Origin of the sequence: Streptomyces sp. DSM 40750 (assembly GCF_024612035.1) — a bacterium.
Classification (GTDB): domain Bacteria; phylum Actinomycetota; class Actinomycetes; order Streptomycetales; family Streptomycetaceae; genus Streptomyces.
The window spans coordinates 4,728,895-4,754,824 of record NZ_CP102513.1 but is presented as its reverse complement, the minus strand read 5'-3'; the positions used below and the strand labels follow the sequence as shown (position 1 = coordinate 4,754,824).

The following is a 25,930-nucleotide window of genomic DNA, read 5'->3' as shown; positions in this document are numbered from 1 at the left end:
GCGTCTTTTACGGGGTGCATGCCACCTGCCCTACCGGTGCACGCCACCTGCCCTACGGGTGCACACCACCTGTCCTACGGGTGCACACCACCTGTCCTACGGTGCACGCCACCTGTCCTACCGGGCGCACGCCACCTGGTCGCCCGTCACCACGCCGAACTCGCCCTGCTGGGGGTCCTCGGCGCGAACCTTGCGGACCTTCTTGAAGTCCGTGCCGGCGACGACCTTCAGGGTCGGGCCCTGGGCGCGGACCGGGCGGAGCTCCGAGCCGGGGAGGGCGGTGGCCAGGGACTTCGCCGAGCGGTCCCAGCGGGGGTCGTAGACGACGACGGTGCGCTGGACGTCGCGCTGCTGGGAGTTCACGGGGGCCTTGGTGGTGCGGAATCCGGTGGCGGCCAGCTCGCGGTCCACCTTCTTGCCGAGGCCGGGGACGGCCGTGCCGTTCTCGACCTGGACGCGGATCTGCTGGGGGGCCACGTCGACGAGGACGTATGTGCCGCGGGCCTTGTAGGGGGCGAGGGGGCGGTCGTCGCGGAGGGCCTTGAAGAGGCGGGCGGATTTGGCGTCGTCCCACTTCAGGGTCGAGCCGATGCCCTCCACGGCGTACCCCATGCGTCCGATGGGGACGGTGGTGAACTCTGACGAGGCGGGTGTGAGGTTCCGCATCGCGCGCCCGAGGTTGATCAGCTCGCCGGTGCCGAACTCCTTGTCGGCGCGGACGGAACCGATGACGGCCTGCGTGATGTCGCGGAACTTCATCGGGTTGAGCAGGACGCCGGAGGAGGTGGCCTGCGACATCAGGGACGCCATGAACCGCTGCTGGCGCTTCATCCGGCCGAGGTCGGAGGAGCCGTCTGCGTGCCGGGAGCGGACGTACTGGAGGGCCTGGCCGCCGTCCAGCTCGTGTGTGCCGGCGGCGAGGTCGAGGCCGGTGTACGCGTCCTTGAGGGGGCGGGCGGTGCAGATCTTGACGCCGCCGAGGACGTCGACGGTCCGCATGAAGCTGGTGAAGTCGACCTCGACATAGTGGTCGATCTTCACCTTGGTCATGTGCTCGACCGTGCGCACGGTGAGCTGCGGACCGCCCTCCGCGTAGGCCGCGTTCAGCTTGATCGGGTGGGCGGGGTGCGTCTTCCCGGTGGTGCGGTCGGTGTGCTCGGGCGTCTCGGCGTACGAGTCGCGCGGCAGGCTCACGATGCTCGCGCGCTCCCCGTCCTCCGAGATGTGCACGATCATCATCGTGTCCGTGCAGTGGCAAGGGGCGCCGCCCAGCCGGTACTTCAGCCGCTCCTCCTCGCTGATCCGGTCGCGGCCGTCGGTGCCGACCAACAGGATGTTCATGCCGTGGCCCGCCTCGGGGCGGTTCTTCATGTCCTTGAAGGCGTCGACCCGGGCGATCTCACCGTCCAGACGGGTCACCACCGCGTGCCCGATGCCCGCGGCGGCCAGCACCACCACCGAAAGCGTGGTCACCGCCCGCATGGCCCAGCTCAGCCGCTGGGGCTGTACGGGGGGCCGGGGCTGCTGCGGGCGGGCTGGGCGGCGGGGCGGCGTGGACACGGTGGACACCTCCGCTAGACCGGTCAGGGGAAGTCAGGGATCCGTGAGCACCGTAGGGCCCCATGATCCGTGCCCCGTCCCGGCGGCCGGGCGGCGCGCGTCGGTGTCCCCCGTTCGCGGTAACGTGTGGCCCCTATGAACGCCAAGCCCGACGTGCAGCTCCCCGCCGTGTCTGTGATCATGCCCGTCCTCAATGAGGAGCGGCATCTGCGCGGAGCCGTCCAAGCGATCCTCGCGCAGGAGTACGCCGGCGAGATGGAGGTCGTGATCGCCATCGGTCCGTCCACGGACCGCACGGACGAGATCGCCGCCGAGCTCGTAGCGGAAGACCCGCGCGTTCACACCGTCCCGAACCCCACCGGTCGTACGCCGGCCGCGCTCAACGCCGCGATCAAGGCCTCCCGCCATCCGATCGTCGTGCGCGTCGACGGGCACGGCATGCTCTCGCCGAACTACATCGCCACCGCGGTACGGCTCCTGGAGGAGACCGGCGCGCAGAACGTCGGCGGGCTCATGCACGCCGAGGGCGAGAACGACTGGGAGCACGCGGTCGCCGCCGCCATGACCTCGAAGATCGGCGTCGGCAACGCCGCCTTCCACACGGGCGGGCAGGCCGGTCCGGCCGAGACGGTCTACCTGGGCGTCTTCCGGCGCGAGGCGCTGGAGCAGCAGGGCGGCTACAACGTGGAGTTCATACGCGCCCAGGACTGGGAACTGAACTTCCGGATCCGCGAGGCGGGCGGCCTCATCTGGTTCTCGCCCGAGCTGAAGGTGTCGTACCGGCCGCGGCCCAGCGTGAAGGCGCTCGCCAAGCAGTACAAGGACTACGGCCGCTGGCGCCACGTCGTCGCCCGCTACCACGAGGGCTCCATCAACCTGCGTTACCTCGCCCCGCCGACCGCCGTCATCGCGATCGCGGCCGGCATCCTGGTGGGCGCTCTGCTGACCCCGCTGGGCTACCTCGTCCCCGGCGGCTATCTCGCTGCGATCGTCGCGGGCTCCATCCCGGCGGGCAGGGGCCTGGCCCTCAAGGCCCGCCTCCAGATCCCCGTGGCCCTCGCCACCATGCACATGTCCTGGGGCTTCGGCTTCCTGACCAGCCCCAGGTCCCTGGCGAAGCAGGTCATCGCGTCCCGGCGCCCGGCGGTGCTGACCGAGAGCTGAACACACGCGTACGCGATCGGGCCCCTCTCGTGATCGAGAGGGGCCCGACGCGTATGTCCTGCGACGACTACCAGGTGAAGTTCGGGTTGACCTCCATGCAGGCCTTCTTGTTCGCGCCGTTCAGGGCGTCCGCCGACTTCGGAGTCGAGTCGTCCTCCTTCTCCACCTCGTACGCCTTGCCCTCACGCCAGTCGGCGCCGACGATCAGAGTGACCCCGCTGACGTTCGTGGACTTCTCCACCTGGCTCAGCGGGATACCGAGGGCCTCGGCGACCGCCTGGGCGTCGCCCTCCAGTTCGGCGCTCGGGTAGCGCACGACCGTCTTGTCCTCGACGGTCGCGGTGGTCGTGTCGGACGAGGCCTTGGCGAAGCCGTCCTCGAGGAGCAGTTGGGACACCGTGTGGGCCCGGCCGCTGACGGGGCCGAGCGACGAGGTCATGGTGCCGTTCTGCACCAGCACGCCGATCTCGTCCTTGGCCGCCGCCGGATCGTCGGAGGTCTCGTCCTCGGTGGTGGTCTTCTTCTTGTCCTTGCCGTCCAGCGCGATGTCCTCGCGGACCAGCCGGAACAGCTTCTCCGCGTCGCCCTCCTTGGGCACCACGCGCGCACCGACGTACGTGTACGGCATCGTCGTCATCGTGATCCGGGCCGGCTCGACCTTGCGCAGCTCCGTGCTGAGGTCGTACAGCTTGGTCACCGTGCCGAGGCCCTCGTCGACGGTGAGCGCCTCCGTGGCCTCCTCGGCGAGCTTGCGCAGCTTGTTCGGGTTGGTGATCGTCGCGTTCTCACGCAGCTGGCGGACCATCGAGTTCATGTACATGTGCTGCGCCTTGGCGCGTGCTATGTCGCTGCCGTCCTCGAAGCCGTACCGGGTGCGCAGCCACTGCAGGGCCTGCTCGCCCTGGATGTACGTGGTGCCCTTCTCCAGCTTCAGCCCGGAGCCGTGGCCCTGGCTGTCCTTGGACTCGATGTTGTCGGTCACACAGACCGGCACACCGCCGATCGCGTCGGCCATCGACACCACACCGGCGAAGTCGACCATCATGAAGTGGTCGATGTGGATGCCCGTCAGCTCCTGCCAGGCGGCGACCGTGCAGCCGGGGCCGCCCCGCCCCAGCGACTGGTTGGTCATCGTCGTGCTGGACGCCTCGTACACCTCGCCGCTGTCGGGGTCGGTGCATTTGGGGATGTCGAGCAGGGTGTCGCGGGGCATGCTGACGACCGACATGTTGGTGCGGTCGGCGGAGAGGTGCACCAGCATCTGCACGTCCGCGAGCGGGGTGGCACCGAAGGTCTCCCTGGCGCCGCCGAGCTTCTGGTTCTCCTCGGTGTCCCGCGCGTCCGAACCGATGAGCAGGATGTTCAGCGGGGTCTGACCGGCCGCGTTCGGGGTCGGCTCGGCGATCTTCGTGTCGCCGAGATTCAGCTTCTCCTTCTTGATGTTGCCGTTGAGGTGCTGGTAGTAGAGATAACCGGCACCCGCGGTGCCGAGTATCACCACCGCCAGCACCGACGCCGACCACCGCAGCGCCCGTCTGCGCCGGGGCCTCCCGGTGGTCTTCGGGCGCCCCCGCCCCCCGCCTCCGCGCCGGGCACCGCGCCCGCGCTGCTGGGGAACTCTGACGTCCGCGTCCTCGCCGGACGACTCCTCCGGCCGCTCCAGATCCCCGTCCGGTTCGCCGGGCTCCTCGACACGCGGCCGCCCCCCGTCCCCGCGCACGTCGCTCCGTACCATCTCCCTGCCCCTCCCCACCCTGCCGTGCCGACGGGGCCGTCCCCGCCTCCTGTTGGACCGTCGAGACCCCGACTCGGATGTACTCATGTTCTGTTGAACGCGTCATGAGTTCCGGTCGGATGACATCGCCGCACGACCGCCCGCGCCGGCACCGCTCGCGTACGTCCCATCGGACGCCGTACGCGGACGCGGACGCAGGTCGGTACGGCGGCACCGGCCACCGATGACATTCAGAACCGACCGGCCGGACGCATCCTCGCGCCCGACCGGTTTTCACCGCACTCGCGTCCTGTCAGACGCGCGATGACCCCGTCAGGTCATCAACTGGCGCACTTTTCCTTGTCCGCGGTGTTCTTCTGGACGTCCAGATCCGCCGCCGACGACCCGCTCAGCGACACCCCGGCGCCCTCGAAGTCCTTGCCCAGGGTCAGCACCATCGCGGGCACTCCCTGGGAGGTGGCCTCGCTGTTGCCCTCGCCGGGCTTCAGCGCCGATGCGGACAGGCCCATCAGATCGGCCAGCTTGCGTGCCTGGTCGGCCTGGTCGGGGTCGTACGCGAGAGTCGTCTTCGACAACGTCTTGTCGGCGTTGCCGAGCTGACTCGACTTGGTCACGCCGACATCGTTCTGCAGCCAGTTGAGAGTGGCCTGTGCGCTGCCGGCCTCGGCGCCGCCGTTGTAGACGTTGACCCGGACCTCGGAGGCCTTGGCGCGCGTGCCCTTGAGCTTCGCGGCCTCCTTCTCCTTGGCCTGCTTCTTCACCTCGGTGAGCGAGATGTCGTCCCTGATGGTCTCGAAGAGCTGCTCCGCCTTGCCCGGCGTGGGCAGCACGGTCGCGCCGTCGGTGTTGTCGACCACCGGCACCGTGGTGAAGGTGATGTTCTTCGTCTTGACCTTGCCGACCTCCTGGCCGAGCGAGGCCAGCTTCTTGATGTCGGAGATCGTGGAGTCGACGCTCAGCGCGCTGGTGGCGGCCTCCGCGAGGTTCAGCACCTTCGTCGGGTCGGTGAGCGTGTCCTCGGACTTCATCTGGCGGATCATCGAGCTGAGGAACTGCTGCTGCAGCTCGATCCGGCTCAGGTCGCTGCCGAGGCCCACGCTGTAGCGGGTGCGCAGGAACGCCAGCGCCTGCTCGCCCTCGATGGTGTGCTTGCCCGCCGGGAGGTTCAGCTTCGACTTCGAGTCCTTGATGTCCTTCTCCAGGCAGACCTCGACACCGCCGATGGCCGTGGAGAGCGTCTTCACCGCGTTGAAGTCGGCCACCATGAAGTGGTCGGGGGTGATCCCGGTCAGCTCGGTGACGGTCCGCATCGTGCAGCTGGGGGTGCGGCCGTCCTGGCCGAGGCTCGTGTTGAACCGGACGTCGTCCGCGCCCCTGATGTTCTTCTTGGAGCCGTCCTCCTGCGTGGTCAGGCAGTCCGGGATGTCCACGATCATGTCTCGGGGGATGCTCATCGCGGTCGCGTTCGTCCGGTCCTTGGAGACGTGCAGCAGGATCGTGGTGTCCGCGTGACCGACGCTCTCCGCGTCGCCGTACTTCTCGTTGCCCTCACCGGTCCGCTTGTCCGTGCCGATCACCAGGAGGTTGATCGCGCGGTCCTTGCTGAAACCGCCGGTGCCCGCCCCGTCCTCCGCGATCTTGTTGATGTTGTTGTTGAGGTGCTGGTAGTAGAGGTAGCCCGCGGCGCTTATGCCGACCAGCAGGAAGGCCAGCGTGCCGCCCGTCCACACCAGGATCCGCTTGCCCACCGACTTCTTGGGCTTCGTCCTTCCCCGGCCCCCGCGCCGGCCCGGCAGCGGGTCCTCCTCGGGCACGCCCCGCCGACGCCGGGGCCCCGGCAGCGTGTCGGGGATCTCCCGGGTGTCCGTGCCCGCCGACGCCGAGCGCGCGGACGTGCCGGCCGATCTGGCCCCCGTCGCAGCGGGCGTGGGTGTGGCCCTGCGTGGCCTCGGCACACCCCCCGACTGCGGTGCGGAAGGGGTCAGTCGCAGTTCGTATTCACCGGTGCTCGGGTTGAGTACCCACTGGTCTGCGGGGTCGATGTCGTCCGCCCGCCCACGGCCTTGCGCGTCCACGGTTGTCTGATTCCTCCGTCGGGGCCACGCGGCGCCTTCCCCCTCAAAAGACGCTCGGGTCTCGATGCAAGTGGTGCGTGACCGAGAAGGCCTGGCGCACCGGATCGCTCACACTAGCCGCCCGATCAGGCGTCAAGCGACGGCGGTGACAAATTGCACGTCCCTACAACTGGGCAATCTGCCCATTTCCCGGAGCATTTGTTCCTTCTGTTGACACGCGCTTTACCTGCGGAACCCCTTCGAGGTCACCCGCAGGCCTCCTCCGCGGCCGTACTGCCACGGAAAGTCGGCATCGGATCCGGGGCGTTGGAGAGGCCTCCCGAAAGCTCTTCCGAATGCCCTTCCCGCATCCCCTCCGGCAGTTCCCGTGCCACCGCCACCGGGGCGTCGGAGCGCAGTCGCGCGAAAAGCTTCCGCGCCGCCGGCTCGACGAGCTCGTCGCGATTGGCGTTGTGCGCATACGACTTCCGGGGAACAGTCAGGAATTGCACCTTTTCCATGGGAATCGTGCGCATGCCGCGTACGAGGTCGTAGAGCCCGCGCAGACTCGCCAGTCCCGGGTCCGTGGTGAGCGACGACGTGGCCGCGTCCAGCACCGGATACAGCTTCACCGGATTCAGCAGTACGTCATTGCCGCGCACCTTTGTCGCCAGCGCCGCGAGGAACCGCTGCTGCCGGTCCATCCGCTCGGTGTCGCTGCCGTCCCCCAGCGACTTACGGGCCCGCACATACCCCAGCGCCTGCTCGCCGTTGAGCTTCACCTTCCCCGCGGGAAGCCGCAGCTTGGCCTGCTTGTCGTGAATGGGCTCGGTGAGGCAGACCTCGACCCCGTCCACGGCGTCGACCATCTCTTTGAACCCGCTGAAGTCCACGACGACGTGGTGGTCGATCCGGATATCGGTCATCCGCTCGACCGTCCGAATGGTGCAGGCCGAACCCCCGCTCTGGAACGCGTAGTTGAACATCGTGAACACCGGCTCGGTGCGGCTGCCGTCCGCCCGTCGGCAGCTCGGCACATCCACCATCAGATCCCGCGGCAGCGACACCGCGGTCGCACTCCGCCGATTCGCCGCCAGATGCAACAGGATCGTCGTGTCCGACCGCTCGGTCCCCGAATCCCGTCCGTACTTGCCGTTGTCGTCCCCCGACCGCGAGTCCGACCCGATGACGAGAATGTTCTGCGCGTCCCGCACGAGCGCCGTAGGCCGCTCTCCCTCGAACCGCGCCAGCTCATCCGCCGCCGCCCGGTCCGACGTGATGTTCCCGTCCAGCTTCCGATACGCCGCCCACCCCACGCCCAGGGCCCCGACGACCACCAGCACCGCCCCACCCGCCACCCACCGCACCCATCGCCGCCGGCGCAGACGCCCGAGCCCGACCCCGGTGGGCGACCCGCCCGCACCGGGCCCCAGCCCACGCACCTTCCCTCCGACGTCGTCCACTTCCGGCCACCCCTCACGGCGTACGAGCGAGTCGTTGCTCTTACGACGATGGCGCGGGAGGGGGGTGGGGGCGGCCGGGGCTAGGCCGAATGGGGGAGGGGGCCGGGAGCGCCGGGGCGCCCGAAGGGGCGCGGGGCTGTGACCTGTGCGGCTCCGCCGCGTGGGCGCGAGCAACCACGACTCACCCGCAGCCGCCCCGGGACCTCACCCCCACGGTGTCACCGCGCGGTCGCGGTCACCCGCTCACTCTCGATCCGCTTGGCCAGCGCATCCTCACCCAGTTGCTCAAGGTGACGGCACAGCACCACGGACCCCCCGGTGGCGAGCGGCCCGTACAACCCCGCGGCCACCCCCTCCCATGTGTCGTACGCCAACCCCGACAACAACCGAGACCCCGGACCGGTCAGCCCCAGGCCGGAGGCTTCGGCCCGAGCCCGCTCGACAACCTCCGCCCCGCTGAACTCCCGCCCGGCCACGATCAACGCGGCCTCATCGGGATCCACCGGCGCATGGGCCATGAACCGGTCCCCCTGCGACGGCACCTCCACGGCGTAATCGGAGAACCCCGAAGGGGCCTGCGGAAACCGCCCCCCGAGCGGCCGCAACGCGAGAGCGACCCGCTCCCCGGAGCACGCCCGAGCCGCCTCCAACGTCTCCGGCCCACTCACCACGATGTCGGCCGCCCCCGGATCCCCGGCGACATCGGCGACGACTCCCACCGACGAACACGCCAACAGCCACACCGCCGTCTGCCAGTGCGCCGGGAGCAGCAGCGCGACCCGGTCCCCCGGCTCCGCGGACAACTCGCCCTGAAGAAGGTTCGCGGTCTTGGCCACCCAATTGGCGAAGGTGGCGACGGACAATTCGACCCGCTCGCCCGTGGCGTCGTCGTAGAAGGTCACCAGGGGGCGCGCGGGATCCGCGGCGAGCGCGGATCGCAGCAGGTCGGCAGGGGTGCGGTCGATGGCGTTCACCCGCGTAAGCGTACGCGGGGCCGGGCCGCGCGCGGGTCTCCTGCCGGACCGGAAGCACCACCGGTTCGGCGGAGCGCAGTCGACGGTCCGTCAATTCCGCGATGGACAGATATGTATGACTATGTCCAGGATCGGACGCATGCGTAGATCTCGATTCCTCGCGTCCTCGATCGGCGTCACCTGCGCGGCGGCACTCGCCCTCCCGGCGGCACTCCCGGCGACGGCCTCCGCGGCGACCCCGACGGACTCGTCCTCCACAGCAGCCCTGACCCCGGCGCGGACCCCGGCCCCCACCGGCCCGCTCGCGCTCGCGTCCGCGTCCGGCAGCACCCAGTCGCTCCCCCTCGATCCGCGCGGATCGAACCGTCACCTCGGCCCGGCCGCCGCCGAACAAGGCCTCGGAAAGCGGGACGTACGGTCGTTCTCGCTGGTCGGCGTCGTCTGGGACGACCCGGACGCCGAACTCCAGGGCCGCGTCCAGGTCCGTACGCGCGCGAAGGGCACCGCCCGCTGGTCCGACTGGCAGGACGTCGAGACGCACAACCACGAGCACGCCGCCGACCCCGACACCGCCGAACGCGCCTCGGGCCGGGTGCGCGGTTCCACCGCCCCCCTGTGGGTGGGCGACTCCGACGGCGTCGAGGTGCGCGTACGCGCCGAGACCCCGGGCCGTACGGCCGCTCCCGGCGTCCAGATGCTCCCGGACGGCCTACGTCTGGAGCTGGTCGACCCCGGTTCCGACGCCCCGGAGGGCGCGGCGGGACCGGCAGTCGGGACGGCGACCTGGGCTGGGGCCGAACCCCCGCCCGTCGGCACCCCCGTGGACACCCCGCGGCTGGGCGTGCTGACCGCCGAATCGGCCGCCTCCTCCGCCGTCAACGCCGACCTCGCGCCGCTCGGCGCCACCACGATCCCGGCGCTGTCGCGCGAGGAGACGGAGGAGCGGCTGGCGAACCTGGTGCCGGGGGCGAAGCCGTACATCGGCCCGCGTCCGCGTATCGTCACGCGGCGCGGCTGGGGCGCCGACGAGCAGCTGCGCGAGCGCGACTTCCTCTACACCAACCGGGTCAGCGCGGCCTTCGTGCACCACACGGCATCGGGCAACAACTACCGATGTGCGCAGGCGCCTTCCGTCATCCGCAGTATCTACCGCTACCACGTGGTGAGCAGTGGCTGGCGCGACATCGGCTACAACTTCCTCGTCGACAAGTGCGGAAACATCTACGAAGGCCGCGCGGGTGGTGTCGCGAAGGCCGTCATGGGTGCTCACACCCTCGGTTTCAACACCAACAGCATGGGCATCGCGGTCCTCGGCAGTTTCGGCGCCACCAAGCCGCCCGCTGCGTCGGTCAAGGCGATCGCGCAACTAACCGCCTGGAAACTTGGTCTTTACGGGGCGAACCCAAAAGGCAAGACATACCTCACTTCGGGTGGTGGCAATCTCTACCGAAAAGGTAAGAAGGTGCGACTGAACGTGATCTCCGGCCACCGGGACGGGTTCGCGACCGAGTGCCCGGGGGGGCGCCTTTACGGAAAGCTCGGCGCGGCACGCACGGCGGCCGCCCGCTATCAGGGCCGATAGCGCGGCGACAGGGTGATGGGGGGAACCGGGGTCCGAGCACCCCGGCCAGAAACCAGTGACCGGCCGGAGGTCACCGCCAGAACGCAGCACAGGCCGAGGGCACGCCCAGCGTGCCCTCGCCGGACAACCCCGTCGACGTGCCTCTTCGCCCGTCGACGGAGATCCGCACGGCCACGAAGGCGCCATGGAACGGTCTGCATACACTGGCCGGTCGAATGACAGTTCGGCCGGTCCCGGCAGGAAGCAGAGACGACAGGTGACAGAAGCGATCCTCCTGGTCGGCGGCAGAGGTACCCGGCTGCGTCCGCTCACGGTGCACACTCCCAAGCCCATGGTCCCGGCGGCCGGAGTCCCTTTCCTCACGCACCAGTTGGCGAGAGCCAAGGCGGCGGGAGTCGACCACATAGTCCTCGCCACCTCCTATCTCGCCGAGGTCTTCGAACCCCACTTCGGTGACGGCTCCGCCCTCGGCCTCCACCTCGAATACGTCACGGAGGAGGAGCCCCTGGGCACGGGCGGCGCGATCCGCAACGCCGCCTCGTACCTCCACTCCGGCCCCGAGGACCCCGTCCTCGTCTTCAACGGCGACATCCTCACCGGCCTGGACATCCGCCGCCTGGTCGCCACCCACGAGACGACCGGCGCGGACGTCTCCCTCCACCTGACCCAGGTGACCGACCCGCGCGCCTACGGCCTCGTCCCCACCGACGAGACGGGCCGCGTCCTGGCCTTCCTGGAGAAGCCCCAAACCCCCGAGGAGATCGTCACCGACCAGATCAACGCGGGGGCGTACGTCTTCCGCCGCTCGGTCATCGACACGATCCCGGCGGGCCGCCCGGTCTCGGTGGAACGAGAGACGTTCCCGGACCTCCTCGCCGCGGGCGCCCATTTGCAGGGCATGGTGGACTCGACGTACTGGCTGGATCTGGGCACCCCCGCGGCCTTCGTCCGCGGCTCGGCGGACCTGGTCCTGGGCCGGGCCCCGTCCCCCGCCGTCCCCGGCCGCTGCGGCGACCGTCTCATCCTCCCCACCGCCCGAGTAGCGGGCGACGCCAAGCTGACCGGCGGCACGGTCGTGGGCGAGGGCGCGTTCGTCGGCGAGGGCGCGAGGGTCTTCGGCAGCACGGTCCTGGCAGGCGCGGTGGTCGAACCCGGAGCCGTCATCACCGACTCCCTCATAGGCGCCCGAGCCCGCGTCGGCGAACGCTCCATCCTCACCGGCACCGTCGTCGGCGACGGCGCCATCATCGGCGCCGACAACGAACTCCGCACCGGCGTCCGAGTCTGGTGCGACGCCCAAATCCCCACGGGGGCGCTCCGCTTCTCGTCGGACGAGTAACGCCGGGCGCGTTCCCCGCCCCCTGAAAGTGCGGGCCGGTGAAAAAGCACGGGGCGCAGCCCCTGCTTTTTCAGGGGCGCGGGGAACTGCGCGACCAGCCCCCACCGGACCCGCGGCCGGGGGTCGAAGGGGCGCAGCCCCTGGGGGATGGGCCGGGCAGGGGCGGCGGGGACGACCTACAACCGCCCGATGTCCCCCCGGGGCATCTTCGGCGCCCGCCGCGCCGGAACCCGCCCCGACAACAAGATCAACCGAGCCGCCCGATGCCGCTGCCCCGCATACGGCTCCAACAACGACAACATCACGGCATCATCCGCGTCCCGATCCCCCGCCAACGCGAACCCCACGATCCCCGGCAGATGCAGATCCCCCACGGTCACCGCGTCCGCCGCCCCATGACTCCGCTGCACAGTCTCCGCCGAGGTCCACGGCCCGATCCCCGCCACCAACTCCAACCGCGCCCGTGCATCACCCGGCGACAACCTCACGGCCTCCTCCAGCCGCCCCGCCACCCGGACCGCCCGCAGAATCGTCGACGCCCGCTTGTTGTCGACCCCTGCCCGATGCCACTCCCAGGACGGAATCAGCGCCCACTCCCGAGCCGTGGGCATCACGAACATCCCCGGCGGAACGGCCCCCGGCGCCGGCTCCCCGTACTTGCGTACGAGCAACCGCCACGCCCGGTACGCCTCGTCCGTTGTGACCTTCTGCTCCAGCACCGACGGAATCAACGACTCCAGCACCAGCCCGGTCCGCGTCAGCCGCAACCCCGGCCGCCGCCGCCAGGCCATCGCCACGACCCGATGCCGAGGCGCGAAGATCTCAGGCTCGTCCAAGGACCCGAGCATCGAAGGCACCCGATCGAGCAGCCACTCACCCCCGGGCCCCCAGGCTTCCGCCTCGGCGACCCCACCCCGCATCGCGACCCGCAGAGTCCCGGCCCCCACCGGCGTACGACTGGCCCGCCACACGGACCCGTCCGGCGTGGCCCGAAACGTGGGATCCCCGGGCCCCCGCCGAAGCGGCCCCAGAACCAGCCCCAGATCGAGCGCCCCCTCCGGCACCCACGTACGCCTGACCCCAGCCGCCCCCACCTGCCGAGGCACCCCACCGGGCACGCCAACATGCCCACCCCGCACAGTCGTACGGGTGGGCCGCTGAACAAAACGTCCGGCCACGATGAGTCCTGGAAAGTGATGCGGTGCTCCATGAGACCGCTGCCTTGAGAGAGGGGCGCCTTGAGAGAGCGGTGCCTTATGAGCCTAGGGGCCCGCGACGCTTTTTGGGGGCGCGGGGAACTGCGCGAGCAACCACACCCCACCCGCACCCGCACACCGAACCCGAACCACCCCCAACGGCAGGCGCACCCGCACTCACCGCCGCCTCACCGCACCTCGACAAACGCCACCGCATCCCGCTCCGCCCTGGCCGGAGGCGACCCGGCCGCATGTCCCACAGCCACCGCCCCCATCGGATCCCACCCCTCCGGCAGCCCCAGCACCTCCCGCACGACATCCCGGCAGAACATCGTCGAAGACACCCACGCGGACCCCAGCCGCTCCCCGGCCAACGCCACGAGGAAGTTCTGCACCCCCGCCCCGGCGGCGACGACGAACATCTCCCGCTCGGCCGCGTCCCGCCGCGCGTCCCCATAGAAGTGCGCCCCGTCCATCACCAGACACGGCACCACCAGATACGGCGCGTCGCGCAGCACATCCCCGCGCCGCACCCGCTTCGCGACGGACTCCTCGCTCTTGCCGTCCCGCCGCAGATCCGCGATCCACGCGTCCCGCATGGCGTCGAGCAGCCGTACCCGCGACTCCTCGGACTCCAGCAGCACGAACCGCCACGGCGTCGTGTGATGCGGCGCCGGCGCGGTGACCGCGGCGGCCACGGCCCGCCGCACCGCCCCTGGATCGACCGGCTCGTCCGTGAACGCCCGTACGGTACGCCGCTGGGTCACCGCCAGCCGTACGGCCTCGGAGGTGCCGAGCCGGAACATGTCGTCCCGCGCACCCCGGACCAGGGCCCGCGTCCCCTCGCCTTCGTCCTCGGCCACGACATGCCCCAGCCCTCGTACGACGGCGACGGGCAGCCCGGCGGCCTTGCCCTTCACCAGGTCACCGGCGGCCGCCAGCTCGTCGGCGGTGGCCACGACGGTCGCGCTGAGCGGATTGCCGTGCGCGTCCGTCCCGCCCCGCAGGTCGTCGAGGACCCGCACACCGGCCGCCCCGATGGCGACGTCCGTCAGCCCGCTGCGCCAGGGCCGCCCGAAGGTGTCGGTGACGACGACCCCGACCTCGACGCCGAGCGCGTCCCGGATGCCGTCCCGGATCGCCCGCGCGGAGGCGTCGGGGTCCTCGGGCAGCAGCAGCACGGTCCCGGACGGCGTGTTGGAGGCGTCGACCCCGGCGGCGGCCATCACCAGCCCCTGCCGGTTCTCCACGATCCGCAGCGCCCCCCGCCGGGCCACGACCCGCACGGTCTCGGCATCGATGGCGGCTTCCCGGTCGACCGCCTCGACGACCCGCCCCTCCGCCTTGGAGACGATCTTCGAGGTGACGAGCAACACGTCCCCGTCGACCAGCCCCGGCTCGGCCGCGGCGATCAGCTTGGCGAGGTCGTCACCCTTCTGCACCTCGGGAACACCGACCGGCGCCCAGACCCGGTAGCCGGGACCGGCCAAGCCTCCCGAAGCCGGCCGGGCACCGGTCGGGGACCCGGCGGCAGCCGACTCCGACGCGGCTGCTCCGCCGGAAGCGAACTTCCCGTTCAAGCTCCCCGCACCTCCTCCGCCAGCGCCAGCGCCTCGCGGGCCATGGCCGCCGTCGCGTCCAGGTCCGTCATCATCAGCGGCACGGCCCGGCACCGTATCCCGGCGCTCTCGACGCGCTCCACGACGCCCGCGTCGACCGTGTCGACGAGCCAGCCGTCGAGGAGCCCGGAGCCGTAGTGCTCGGCGACGGCCGCGGCCGTGGACTCGACGCCGACGGCGGCGAGGACCTTGTCGGCCATCCCGCGCACGGGCGCGTCGCCGACGATGGGGGAGAGGCCGACGACCGGTACCCCGGCCTCGGCGATCGCCTCGCGGATGCCGGGCACGGCGAGGATGGTGCCGACGGAGACGACGGGGTTGGACGGCGGGAAGAGGATCACGTCCGCCTCGGCGATGGCCTCCAGGACGCCGGGCGCCGGCTTCGCCTGGTCGGCGCCGACCGGCACGATCGCCTCGGCCGGCACGGAGGCCCGCAGCCGCACCCAGTACTCCTGGAAGTGGATCGCCCTGCGCTCCCCGTCCTGCTCGACGGCGACATGGGTCTCGACGCGGTCGTCGGTCATGGGGATGAGCCGGACGCCCGGTTTCCACCGGTCGCACAGCGCCTCGGTGACCGCGCTCAGCGGATACCCGGCACTGATCATCTGCGTCCGCACGATGTGCGTGGCGAAGTCCCGGTCCCCGAGCCCGAACCACTCGGGACCGACGCCGTACGCCGCCAGCTCCTCCTTCAGATGGAAGGTCTCGTCGGCCCGGCCCCAGCCCTGCTCCTCGTTGATGCCGCCGCCGAGCGTGTACATCACCGTGTCGAGGTCGGGGCAGACCTTCAGCCCGAAGAGATGGATGTCGTCCCCGGTGTTTCCGATGACCGTGATGTCCCCATCCGGCACGGCCTGCTGGAGACCGCGCAGAAACCGGGCACCACCGATGCCGCCTGCCAGAACCACAATGCGCATTGAAACAGTGTGTCAGCCGCCAGGCTGACTCGTTGAGGGGTGGTGGTCGGGTGACGGGTGGGACAGTCTCGCAGGCAGGTACGACAACGGGTCGCCAGGCCCGCGACCACGGCCGGTTTCGCTCGGTTCCGGTCGCGACGGCCGGACGGTGACGGTTCCGGCGGCGCGGCTCAGGCCGTCACGGTCACCGTCTCCGCCGCGCAGGCCTTCGTGTGCATCGGCATGTCCGTCAGGCCCGGGTAGTAGACGTGCAGGCTGATGGCCGGTTCCAGCGTGTCGTTGACGACCTCGTGCGCGTAGCCCGGCGCGAACACGCGCTGCGCGCCCGCGCCCAGCGCCCGCGTGCCCCGGTCGGTGCGCTCGGTCAGCGTGCCGTCCAGCACGGTGAGTACGCCGGAGGAGCCCCCGTGGTCGTGCAGTCCGGTGCCCTGCCCCGGTACCCAGGACAGCAGCCACACCTCGTACCCGGGGCCGGTCCGCAGCCGGTGGTACCAGCGTGTCGTCGCGTCGTACTCGACGAGGTGCTCCCACTGGGAGCGGTCGTCGGCGAGGGAACGGGCGAGTCCGGCGAACTCGGCCACGGTGACCGGGTGTTGGCGCGGCGCCTGGAGAAGGTGCGGTACTTCGAGGAGGTCGCCGGCGATCTGGAGGTCGCTGTCGCTGTTCATGGAGTGAGGTGGTCCTCGACGGAGAGAGCGTGGGGGATGGCTGGGTATCGCATACCGTCCGCCCGGGTCACGGGCGGGGCGAGTGCCCGGTTGTGGGCGAAGGGGAACAACGGCCGAGCCTGGATGGGCTCAGTGGCAGCCGGAGCGCGCTTGGCTCAACAGCTGGAACAGCAACAGCTACAGCGACAACGGGCAGCACCGGGGGACCCGGCGGAGCGGGTCGAGGTGAGTGCCGAGTTCGCGAACATGCCCACAAGGACACCGGTTCACACCTCCGCTGTCAACTTCACGTCCGGTATGTGGATGCCGGTTCACCTCTTCCGGTGCATCCGCTCGGCGAAAGGTTTGTGCTGGGGGCGCCGCGGAGACATGGCGCACAACCGGGCACGCCATCGGCACGCGCGCGTGGCGGGTCGTCGGCACACCCGGAGCGAGTCGACTCGAACGAGTCGGAACGAGATCGAACTCCTGGGCGTCCTTTCCCGTAAGGGTGGGAGAACCGATCCGGAACTCCCGTCTGCCGTCAGAGCCCTGTCAGGGTTTATGCCGATTTGAACACTTTCCGCATAGCCTTGGTTCCGCAGAGTGAATAAGGGGCTCAATAGCAGATCTCGGCTTGACTCGCCCGTAGCAGCACACTTGTAATTTCACTCGTGTCGTTCAGCCGAAATCGGTAACGGCCGCACGACGGGGACGCGAAAGACGGACGAGGGGCGCACATGACCGAGCTCGTGCAGCAACTGCTGGTCGACGACGCGGACGAGGAACTCGGCTGGCAGGAGCGCGCGCTGTGCGCCCAGACCGATCCCGAGTCCTTCTTCCCCGAGAAGGGCGGCTCGACCCGAGAGGCCAAGAAGGTCTGCCTCGCCTGCGAGGTCCGCTCCGAGTGCCTTGAGTACGCCCTCGCCAACGACGAGCGGTTCGGTATCTGGGGCGGCCTGTCGGAGCGCGAGCGCCGCCGCCTCAAGAAGGCAGCCGTCTGACCCCCGTCCGCAACGGTCGAACAGGAAAAACCGACAGGTACGGCCCGTCGCACGTGGGTTGTCCACAGGCGGCGGGCCGCTGTGCTGCTCAGCCGTTAGTGTGGGCCCTCGTCCGAGACGTCCCGTTGTCCCCGCCGGACACGGACGTCCACCGCAGTCCATCGAACCGGGGCCCGTACCTCGATGTCCGTGCACAGCCACACCGCAGCTCACCAAGACGCTGCCACTCCTGAGTTCCCACGTCATGTGGTGACCGCGGTCCTCGTCGCGCACGACGGCGCCCGCTGGCTGCCCGACGCGCTCGCCGGGCTGCTCGGCCAGGAGCGCCCCGTGCAGAGCGCCATGGCGGCCGACACCGGCAGCGCGGACGACTCCGCCCGGCTCCTCTCCGACGCCCTCGGCGCCGACCGCGTCCTGCACCTGGCCCGACGGACCGGTTTCGGCCAGGCCGTCGAGGAGGCCAACCGCACCGCGGGCGTCCTCACCCAGGACCACCTCACGTACCTCAGGCGCCCCAGCGGCTGGGACCCCGTCACCCGCAGCTGGCGCGACGACGCGTACGACATGCCGGAGCTCCCCCACGGGGAGCCGGTCCAGTGGCTGTGGCTGCTGCACGACGACTGCGCCCCCGAGCCCGACGCCCTCGCCCAGCTGCTGCGGGTCGTGGAGAACGAGCGCGAGCTGGGCCGGGACGACGTCGCCGTCGTCGGCCCCAAGCTGCGCGGCTGGTACGACCGCCGTCAGCTCCTGGAGGTCGGCGTCACCATCGCCAACTCCGGCCGACGCTGGACGGGCCTGGACCGCCGCGAGCAGGACCAGGGCCAGCACGACCACATCAAGCCCAGCCTCGCCGTGTCCACCGCCGGCATGCTGATCCGCCGCGACGTCTTCGAGGAGCTCGGCGGCTTCGACCGGCGCCTGCCCCTGATGCGTGACGACGTGGACCTGTGCTGGCGCGCCACCGCCGCCGGGCACCGCGTCCTCGTCGCCCCCGAAGCCGTCGTACGGCACGCCGAGGCGTCCTCGCGCGAGCGCCGCACCGTCGACTGCGTGGGCCGCAGCGCCGCCTCCCCCCACATGGTCGACAAGGCCGGCGCGATCTACACCCTCCTCGTCAACTCCCGTGCGGCACAGCTCCCCTGGGTGCTGTTGCGCGTCGTCCTCGGCACCCTGCTCAGAACCGTCGCGTATCTCCTCGGCAAGGTCCCCGGACAGGCCGTCGACGAGATCCGAGGTCTGCTGAGCGTGCTGCTGCGGCCCGAGCGGATCATCGCCGGGCGGCGCAGGAGAGGCCGCCCGCAGTTGGACAAGGGCGAGCTGCGCCCGCTGTTCCCGCCGCCCGGCGCCACCGTCCGGGCCACCGTCGAACAGGTCGCGGGCGATCTCTTCGGCCGTTCCGACGCCGATTCCACCGCGGCCGGACGGCACGGCGGCGCGGTCGAGTCGGGTCCCGGTGACGAGGACGCCGACTTCCTCCAGGTCGAGCAGTTCGCCCGGCTCAAGCGCGTCGCCCGCAAGCCCGGGCCCGTGCTCTTCGCGCTCCTGCTGCTCGCCTCGCTCGCCGCCTGCCGCGACCTGCTCGGCGGCGGCGCGCTCACGGGCGGCGCCCTGCTGCCCGCCCCCGCCGACTCCGCCGAGCTGTGGTCGCGCTACCTGGACGCCTGGCATCCCATCGGCGCGGGCGGCGCCGAGGCCGCGCCGCCGTATCTGGCGCTCGTGGCCATGCTCGCCTCCCTGCTGTTCGGCTCCACCGGACTCGCGGTCACCGTGCTCCTCGTGGCCTCCGTGCCCCTGGCCGGCTTCACCGCGTACTTCGCCTCGCGGCCCCTGGTCGAGTCCCGGCTGCTGCGTGCCTGGGCGGCCGTCGCATACGCCTTCCTGCCCGCCGTCACCGGCGCGCTCGCGGCCGGCCGCATCGGTACCGCCGTCCTCGCGATCCTGCTGCCCCTCATCGCCCGAGCGGGCGCCGCGGCCGGCGGCCTGACGAACAGCACGGGGGTGCGTGGCAGTTGGCGCGCCACCTGGGCGTACGCGCTGCTGCTGACGATCACCACCGCGTTCACCCCGATCGTGTGGCCCATCGCGCTGCTCCTCGGCGTCGGGCTCCTCGTGGTGCGCCGCCGCGAGATCACCTCCTACGGGCTGCGCTTCCTCGCCCAGCTGGGCACCCCGCTGCTGATCCTCGCCCCCTGGTCGCTGACGCTGCTGCCGTTCGGCTTCTTCCAGGAGGCCGGTATGGAGTACGGCGGGAGCACGGCCTCCGCGACCGATCTGCTCGGCATCAGCCCCGGCGGGCCCGGCACGGTCGGCGGACTGACGCTCGTCGGCGTCGTCCTGGCCGCGCTGGCCGCCCTGCTGCGTTCGGAACGTCAGTTGGGAATCCGGACCGCCTGGACGGCCGCACTCGTGGCCCTCGTCTTCGCGGTCCTCTCCAACGGCTCCGCCTGGGCCGGCCCCGCGACCCTCGTCTACGGCATCGCCCTCCTCGCCGCCGCCACCCTCGGCGCCGACGGGGCACGCTCGCGCGTGGCCGAGCAGAGCTTCGGCTGGCGCCAGCCGGTGGCCGCGCTCATCGCGCTCGCAGCCGCCGTCGGCCCGCTGCTGGCCGCCGCCGGATGGGTGATCGGTGGCGCCGACGGCCCCCTGGAGCGCCGCGACCCCGTCCAGGTGCCCGCGTTCGTCGCCGAGGAGAGCGGCACCCGCGACCAGGCCCGCACCCTCGTCCTCGACAGCGACACCACCGCCAGGGTCGGCTACACCCTGGTCCGCGGCTCCGGCGTCCGCCTCGGCGACGCCGAACTCACCGCGGCCGCCGGGGAGAACAAGCAGCTCGGCGAGGTCGTCGCCAACCTGGTCGCGGGCTCCGGCGCCGACCAGACGGACGAGCTCGGCGGCTTCGCCGTGCGGTACGTCCTCGTCCGCCCGGGCGCGCCCCGCGAGGTCGGCCGCGTCCTGGACGCCACGCCCGGCCTGAGCCGGCTCAGTCAGCAGGACGGCAGCGCCCTGTGGCGCGTGGACCGCCAGGTCGCCCGCGTCACCATCGAGGCCTCCTCCGGCGACCCGAAGGCCGTCGCCGCCGGCCCCGTCGACGTGCACACCACCATCCCGGCCGGCGGCTCGGGCCGGGTCCTGCGTCTCGCCGACACCGCCGACGACTCCTGGACCGCCACCCTCGACGGCAAACCGCTCACCGCGACCACGGTCGACGGCTGGGCCCAGGGCTTCCAACTGCCCGCCGACGGCGGCAAGTTGGATGTCACCTTCGATGCCCCGGTGACCCACACCGGCTGGCTGTGGGCCCAGGGCTCGCTCGCCGTCGTCCTCGTGGTCCTCGCCCTGCCCGGCCGACGCCGGGACGTCGACGACGACCTCCCGGACGAGCCGGTCGCCGTGCCGGCCCAGGACATCACCGGCGACGGCCGCCGCGCCCGCCGCCTGCGCGCCCAGGCGGAGTCCGAGGCCGAACAGTCCGCCGACACCGACCTTCCTTCCCCTCCGGAGGGGGCCCCGGTCGCCGCCCCGGTCCCGCAGCAGCACACGTACGGCATGGGGGTCCCCCCGGGCGAGGATGTTCAAGACTGGGGAAGGGACACCCAGACCCACGCGGGCGCGGGCGCCGAATACGGTCAGTACGACCAGCAGTACCAGGGCGCCCAGCAGTACCCGGCGGGCACGTACGACCAGCAGCACTACCAGGGCGACCCCTACCAGGGCGGCCAGTACGACCCGTACGCCTCCTACGGAGGCAACACGGCTTCGTACGACCAGACGTACACCCAGGGCTACGACGCGACGTACGACCCGTCGCACGGCACCGGTGCCGACAGTGAGCGCCCCGACGGGAGCCAGCAGTGAACCGCACGACCCTGTCTCTGATCGCCGGCACGACCGCCCTCGCCGCCGTCACCGGCTTCGCCGCACTCACCGCGCCCGACGCCTCCGGCGGCGACACCACCACCAAGGCCGCCGCCCAACTGCCCGTGCAGCGCACGAGCCTGCTCTGTCCCCAGCCGAGCACCTCGGACGTCGCGGAGACGGCGTACACCTCCTTCACCCCCGTGACCGAGGGCGCCGGCGGCGAAGGCGGCGCCGAACTCGTGGCGGCCGGCGAGGAGTCGGCGGACAAGGCGGACAAGGGCAAGACCGGCAAGGACAAGGCCGACACGCCCGTCGTCGAGCCCAAGGAGCCCGGCAAGCCTGTCACCGGCAGCACTGACGGCGGTGACGCGCCCGCGCTGATCGGCACGGCCGAGGGAGAGTTCGCGCCCGGCTGGACGGTCCAGGAGACCACCGAGGTCGCCGTCGGCACCGGCCGCGGCCTGCTCGGCGTCAACTGCACGGCCCCGGACACGGAGTTCTGGTTCCCGGGCGCCAGCACGGTCGCGGACCGCACGGACTACGTCCACCTCACCAACCCGGACGACTCGGCGGCCGTCGTCGACATCGAGCTCTACGGCAAGGACGGCGCCCTGAAGTCCACGGTGGGGGAGGGCATCACGGTCCAGCCCCGCTCCACCGAGCCGGTCCTGCTGTCGACGCTCGCCACGGCGAAGGAGGCCGACCTCACGGTCCACGTCAGCGTCCGTAGCGGCCGGGTCGCCGCCGCGGTCCAGGCCCTCGACGACAAGCTGGGCGGCGACTGGCTCGCCGCCGCGACCGACCCGGCCGCCGACCTGGTCCTCCCCGGGATCCCGAAGGACGCCACCTCCGTACGCCTCGTCGTCTTCGCCCCCGGCGAGACCGACGCCGACCTGAAGCTGCGACTCGCCTCGCCCAACGGCCCGATCACCCCGGCCGGCAACGAGACACTGCACGTCAAGGGGGGCATGACCGCCTCCGCAGACCTCGGCGACATCACGCGCGGCGAGGCCGGCTCACTGCTGCTGACCCCCACCGACGCGTCGGTCCCGGTGGTGGCAGCCCTCCGCGTCGTCCGCGGCAAGGGCGACAACCAGGAAACGGCCTTCATCGCGGCCACCCACCCGGTCGGCACGCGCGCCACAGTCGCCGACAACCGTGCCAAGGGCACCACCCTCGCCCTCACCGCCCCCGCCCGCACAGCCAAGGTCAAGGTCACCGCCTCCGCCGGCACCAGCGCCGGCGAACCCACGACCAAAACCTTCACGATCAAGGCCGGCACGACCCAGAACATCGACATGCCCGCCCCGCCCGGCCTCAAGGGCATCTACGCCCTCACCGTCGAACCGGTTTCCGGCGGCCCCGTCTACGCCTCCCGCACCTTGGAATCCAAGCTGGACACCCTCCCCGCCTTCACCATCCAAACCCTCCCGAACGACCGAGGCACGGTAGCGGTCCCGGAGGCGGAACAGGACTTGTCCGTACTGCAGCGGTAGGCCGCGCGCGGGAGAAATCGGGGGCGTGGGGGTTGTTTGTGGTTGCGACCTACCCCCACCACCCGCAGCCGAGAGTGGGGTTTGGGAGGGGAGGAACGGTTGGGGGTGCGGGGGGCGAAAACCATCCCGGGCGAACCCCCGCCGTCTCAGTCCTCCCCGTACCGAGGATCCACCGTCTCCGGATTCAGTCCCAGCAACTCGGCCACCTGCTCCACCACGACCTCATGCACCAGTGCGGCCCGCTCATCCCGCCCCTTGGTCCGAATCTCCACCGGCCGCCGGTAGACGACAACCCGAGCCGGCCGCCCCTCCCGCGCAACGGCGATCCCGCCCAGGGGCACAGCCTCGTCATTCCAGTCCGCATCCCCGGGCCCGTCGAGCCGAGGCACCTCAAGCACAAGAAAGTCGACATCCGCGAGCTGCGGCCACCGCCGCTCCAGCCGCTCCACGGAGTCCTGCACGAGATCCGCGAACGTCTCCGCACGACTCGCTGCGAGCGGCACCTGCGGCGGCGCGATCGGCCCGCGCATCCCCCTGCCGTGCCGATCTCGGCGGCGGGGACCCGGTGCGGAGGCGGCGCGGGGCGGTACGAGGTTGTCCATCACCTACGAAGCGTAGTCCCCGCGAGGTCCTCCCGCCCGGCTCCACACTCCCGGCCGCACCCACCGGCCTGACACCGCTGACCTGGCATGTCCAACCGGCTCGCCGTACGACGGTGCCTCGGAGGGTCGTGCGGCATGTCGCAGGATGACCATTCCGGCCAAGGTTGGGCTCGATTCCATATCTCTCCGAGACTGACGAACTAGCGCCAATTGGCATGGTCTGTATCGAAATTTGACCGAATTCGGGACCGTTCGGCATCCCGGACGAGGGGCTACTCGCAGGTCAACGCGGTGGGTTCGGAGGGGTGTGTGGGGCGTTTCACAGCACGACACGGTGGAGTGACCTGGTGGAGAGTCGTCGCGGCCCGCTCAAGAGTGCGGTACCGTCCAACGTCGTGAGCCCTGTACGTCGCTGTTCGCGCACCGCTTGCGGCCGCCCCGCCGTCGCGACGCTGACGTACGTCTACGCCGACTCGACCGCGGTCCTCGGCCCCCTCGCCACCTACGCCGAACCCCACTGCTACGACCTGTGCGCCGAACACTCCGAGCGCCTCACCGCACCGCGCGGCTGGGAAGTCGTACGCCTGCTGGACAGTTCGGCTCCCGCGGGCCCCAGCGGTGACGACCTGGAAGCGCTTGCCAATGCCGTGCGCGAGGCGGCCCGCCCGCAGCGGCGCGCCGCGGAGGCCGGTGGCAGCGCCCGCTCGGCCGACCCGATGGAGGTCGCCCGCCGCGGCCATCTCCGGGTGCTGCGCTCGCCCGAGAACTGACACACTGACAACTGACCCGGCGACAACTGACGGGCCCGACACGGCTGTTGCCGGACGCGCTCTTCGTGGTCGTCACCCCTCCCGCTCCGTGTGGCTGTTTCCGTTCCTGTCGTTCCGCTCGGTGGCGCACGCCTGTTGACGCGGTGTCGCCGTGGACGTGACCATTCCGGGTGCCCGTGCCGTGAGAAACCGCTTTCCGCATCGCGGAATACGGGGAGGCTCCCGTGTACGTCCAGGAACTGGAACCCGTGGCCGGCTCGCTCGGCCTGTCCGCCCTCGTCGCGACCCTGCCCCTCGTCATCGTCCTGGTCCTGCTCGGCGGTGTGCGCCTGAAAGCGCATCTGGCGGGCTTGATCGGCCTTCTGGCGGCCGTTCTGGTCGCCTGGCTCGCCTACCCGATGCCGCTCGGCCAGACGCTCTCCAGCGCCGCCCAGGGGGCCGTGTTCGGCCTCTTTCCGATCATGTGGATCGTCGTCAACGCCCTGTGGGTGTACCGGATGACCGTCCACACCCGGCATTTCGACATCCTGCGCCGTTCCTTCGGGCGGCTCTCCGACGACCCGCGCATCCAGGCGCTCGTCGTCGCGTTCTGCTTCGGCGCGCTCCTGGAAGCCCTCGCCGGCTTCGGCGCGCCGGTCGCCATCTGCTCGGTGATGCTCGTCGCGCTCGGCTTCGAACCGGTGAAGGCCGCCGTGGTCGCCCTGGTCGCCAACACCGCGCCCGTCGCCTTCGGCGCCATGGGCACCCCGGTCGTGACGCTCGCCCAGGTCACTGAACTGCGCCTGGACACCGTCGCGTCCGTGGTCGGCCGGCAGACACCGCTGCTGGCCCTCGTGGTGCCCCTGGTGCTGGTCTGGCTCGTCGACGGGCGACGCGGCCTGCGCGAGACCTGGGTGCCCGCCCTGGCCTGCGGGTTCGCCTTCGCCGTCGGCCAGTTCGTCGCCTCCAACTACGTCTCCGCGCAACTCGCCGACATCGGCGCGGCCTTGCTGGGTGCGGGCGCCCTCGTCGCCGTACCGCAGGCGCGCCGGCCCGCCGCCGAACCCGTCCGCGCCGCCGTCCTGACCGGCGCGCGCAGCGAGGACCTCGACGAGGAGGACCCGCCGCGCGAAGTCCTGCGCGCCTACGCCCCGTACGCGCTGATCGTCGCCATCTTCTCCGTCGCCCAGATCCCGGTGGTGAAGGACTGGCTGGCCAACGCGACGCAGACGTACGACTGGCCCTTCCTGAATGTCGCGAACCCCGACGGCGACCCCGTAGGGGGCAATGTCTTCACCTGGCCGATCGTGGCCACCGGCGGCACCCTGGTGCTGCTCGCCGGGCTGTGCACGGCCGTCGTACTGGGGGTCCACGCGCGCGTGGCCGTCAGGGAGTGGGCGGCGACGGTCCACGAACTGCGGTTCGCGATCCTCACCGTGACGTCCGTCCTCGCCCTCGCCTACGTCATGAACCTCTCCGGACAGGCCGCCACCATCGGCCACTTCGTGGCGGCGGCCGGCGCGGGACTCGCCTTCCTGTCACCGGTCCTCGGCTGGTTCGGCGTCGCGGTCTCCGGCTCCGACACCTCCGCCAACGCGTTGTTCGGCGCCCTCCAAGTGAGCGCGGCCCGCGAGTCGGGCCTGTCGCCCGAACTGCTCGCCGCGGCCAACAGCTCCGGCGGGGTCCTCGGCAAGATGATCTCCCCGCAGAACCTCACCATCGCCTGCGCGGCCGTCGGCCTCGCCGGCCGCGAGGGCGACCTGCTGCGCAAGGTGCTGCCGTGGAGCCTGGGACTGTTACTGGTGATGTGCCTGATCGTGGTGGGGCAGAACACGCCCGTACTGGAGTGGATGCTGCCGTGACGGGAGTGGAGGCGTTCACGAGATGGCGGCACAAGGCTCTCGGGTGTCCTCAGAGGTCGCACAGCCGACTGTCGGCTCGGGCGGGTAGTTTGGGTGACCGGTGAGGACT

General features: G+C 71.1%; 18 protein-coding genes. 8 read left to right on the top strand and 10 right to left on the bottom strand.

Translation table 11 applies throughout. The features are described 5' to 3' along the window. Nucleotides 1-117: 117 nt before the first annotated feature. The gene (locus JIX55_RS21300) at nucleotides 118-1,560 is read right to left on the bottom strand and encodes an LCP family protein (RefSeq protein WP_443046486.1); all 1,443 of its coding nucleotides are present in this window, start codon (nucleotides 1,558-1,560) and stop codon (nucleotides 118-120) included. A gap of 135 nt (nucleotides 1,561-1,695) precedes the next feature. Between JIX55_RS21300 and JIX55_RS21295 the strand changes: the two genes are divergently transcribed. Then, nucleotides 1,696-2,724: a glycosyltransferase family 2 protein gene (locus tag JIX55_RS21295; RefSeq protein ID WP_257564890.1), complete on the top strand. Its 1,029-nt coding sequence runs from the start codon at nucleotides 1,696-1,698 to the stop codon at nucleotides 2,722-2,724. Between the two features lie 67 nt (nucleotides 2,725-2,791). On the opposite strand, the gene JIX55_RS21290 is transcribed toward JIX55_RS21295, so the two are convergent. From JIX55_RS21290 to JIX55_RS21275, 4 genes are all read right to left on the bottom strand, one after another. Then, nucleotides 2,792-4,459 (bottom strand): LCP family protein, encoded by a 1,668-nt coding sequence (locus JIX55_RS21290; protein WP_257564889.1) that lies wholly within the window; start codon nucleotides 4,457-4,459, stop codon nucleotides 2,792-2,794. Nucleotides 4,460-4,779: 320 nt separating this feature from the next. After that, nucleotides 4,780-6,534, bottom strand: a complete 1,755-nt coding sequence (locus JIX55_RS21285; protein WP_257564888.1) for an LCP family protein — start codon at nucleotides 6,532-6,534, stop codon at nucleotides 4,780-4,782. Between the two features lie 245 nt (nucleotides 6,535-6,779). After that, nucleotides 6,780-7,976 (bottom strand): LCP family protein, encoded by a 1,197-nt coding sequence (locus tag JIX55_RS21280; protein ID WP_257564887.1) that lies wholly within the window; start codon nucleotides 7,974-7,976, stop codon nucleotides 6,780-6,782. 218 nt (nucleotides 7,977-8,194) lie between these two features. After that, nucleotides 8,195-8,950 carry a TIGR03089 family protein gene (locus JIX55_RS21275; protein WP_257564886.1) on the bottom strand — a complete coding sequence of 252 codons (756 nt, stop codon included), beginning with the start codon at nucleotides 8,948-8,950 and terminating at the stop codon, nucleotides 8,195-8,197. 121 nt (nucleotides 8,951-9,071) lie between these two features. On the opposite strand from JIX55_RS21275, the gene JIX55_RS21270 reads away from it, so the two are divergent. Next, nucleotides 9,072-10,532, top strand: coding sequence for a peptidoglycan recognition protein family protein (locus JIX55_RS21270; RefSeq protein WP_257569418.1), 1,461 nt, complete (start codon nucleotides 9,072-9,074; stop codon nucleotides 10,530-10,532). A 256-nt stretch (nucleotides 10,533-10,788) separates the two neighbouring features. Then, a complete protein-coding gene (locus tag JIX55_RS21265) occupies nucleotides 10,789-11,871 on the top strand; it encodes a nucleotidyltransferase family protein (protein ID WP_257564885.1) in 1,083 nt (360 codons plus the stop codon). 176 nt (nucleotides 11,872-12,047) lie between these two features. Here JIX55_RS21265 and JIX55_RS21260 read toward each other — a convergent pair whose 3' ends face one another. From JIX55_RS21260 to JIX55_RS21245, 4 genes are all read right to left on the bottom strand, one after another. After that, nucleotides 12,048-13,049 carry a DNA-3-methyladenine glycosylase family protein gene (locus tag JIX55_RS21260; RefSeq protein ID WP_257564884.1) on the bottom strand — a complete coding sequence of 334 codons (1,002 nt, stop codon included), beginning with the start codon at nucleotides 13,047-13,049 and terminating at the stop codon, nucleotides 12,048-12,050. A gap of 206 nt (nucleotides 13,050-13,255) precedes the next feature. After that, nucleotides 13,256-14,557 carry a coenzyme F420-0:L-glutamate ligase gene (locus tag JIX55_RS21255; RefSeq protein ID WP_257569417.1) on the bottom strand — a complete coding sequence of 434 codons (1,302 nt, stop codon included), beginning with the start codon at nucleotides 14,555-14,557 and terminating at the stop codon, nucleotides 13,256-13,258. Between the two features lie 86 nt (nucleotides 14,558-14,643). Beyond that, a complete protein-coding gene (gene cofD / locus JIX55_RS21250) occupies nucleotides 14,644-15,603 on the bottom strand; it encodes a 2-phospho-L-lactate transferase (RefSeq protein WP_257564883.1) in 960 nt (319 codons plus the stop codon). Between the two features lie 170 nt (nucleotides 15,604-15,773). Beyond that, nucleotides 15,774-16,271: a cysteine dioxygenase gene (locus JIX55_RS21245; protein WP_257564882.1), complete on the bottom strand. Its 498-nt coding sequence runs from the start codon at nucleotides 16,269-16,271 to the stop codon at nucleotides 15,774-15,776. Between the two features lie 719 nt (nucleotides 16,272-16,990). Here JIX55_RS21245 and JIX55_RS21240 point away from each other — a divergent pair. From JIX55_RS21240 to JIX55_RS21230, 3 genes are all read left to right on the top strand, one after another. Beyond that, nucleotides 16,991-17,254 (top strand): WhiB family transcriptional regulator, encoded by a 264-nt coding sequence (locus JIX55_RS21240; RefSeq protein WP_003975777.1) that lies wholly within the window; start codon nucleotides 16,991-16,993, stop codon nucleotides 17,252-17,254. Between the two features lie 183 nt (nucleotides 17,255-17,437). After that, entirely contained in the window at nucleotides 17,438-21,109 is a 3,672-nt protein-coding gene (locus JIX55_RS21235) for a glycosyltransferase family 2 protein (protein WP_257564881.1), read from the top strand. Beyond that, complete coding sequence (locus tag JIX55_RS21230; protein WP_257564880.1) at nucleotides 21,106-22,608, top strand: DUF5719 family protein; 1,503 nt, start codon at nucleotides 21,106-21,108, stop codon at nucleotides 22,606-22,608. Before JIX55_RS21235 ends, JIX55_RS21230 begins: the two co-directional genes overlap by 4 nt. Before the next feature lie 146 nt (nucleotides 22,609-22,754). On the opposite strand, the gene JIX55_RS21225 is transcribed toward JIX55_RS21230, so the two are convergent. After that, the gene (locus tag JIX55_RS21225; RefSeq protein WP_257569416.1) at nucleotides 22,755-23,210 is read right to left on the bottom strand and encodes a metallopeptidase family protein; all 456 of its coding nucleotides are present in this window, start codon (nucleotides 23,208-23,210) and stop codon (nucleotides 22,755-22,757) included. A gap of 347 nt (nucleotides 23,211-23,557) precedes the next feature. On the opposite strand from JIX55_RS21225, the gene JIX55_RS21220 reads away from it, so the two are divergent. Then, a complete protein-coding gene (locus JIX55_RS21220; RefSeq protein WP_257564879.1) occupies nucleotides 23,558-23,980 on the top strand; it encodes a DUF3499 domain-containing protein in 423 nt (140 codons plus the stop codon). A gap of 224 nt (nucleotides 23,981-24,204) precedes the next feature. Beyond that, nucleotides 24,205-25,821, top strand: coding sequence for an L-lactate permease (locus JIX55_RS21215; RefSeq protein ID WP_257564878.1), 1,617 nt, complete (start codon nucleotides 24,205-24,207; stop codon nucleotides 25,819-25,821). The last annotated feature ends 109 nt before the right edge of the window (nucleotides 25,822-25,930 follow it).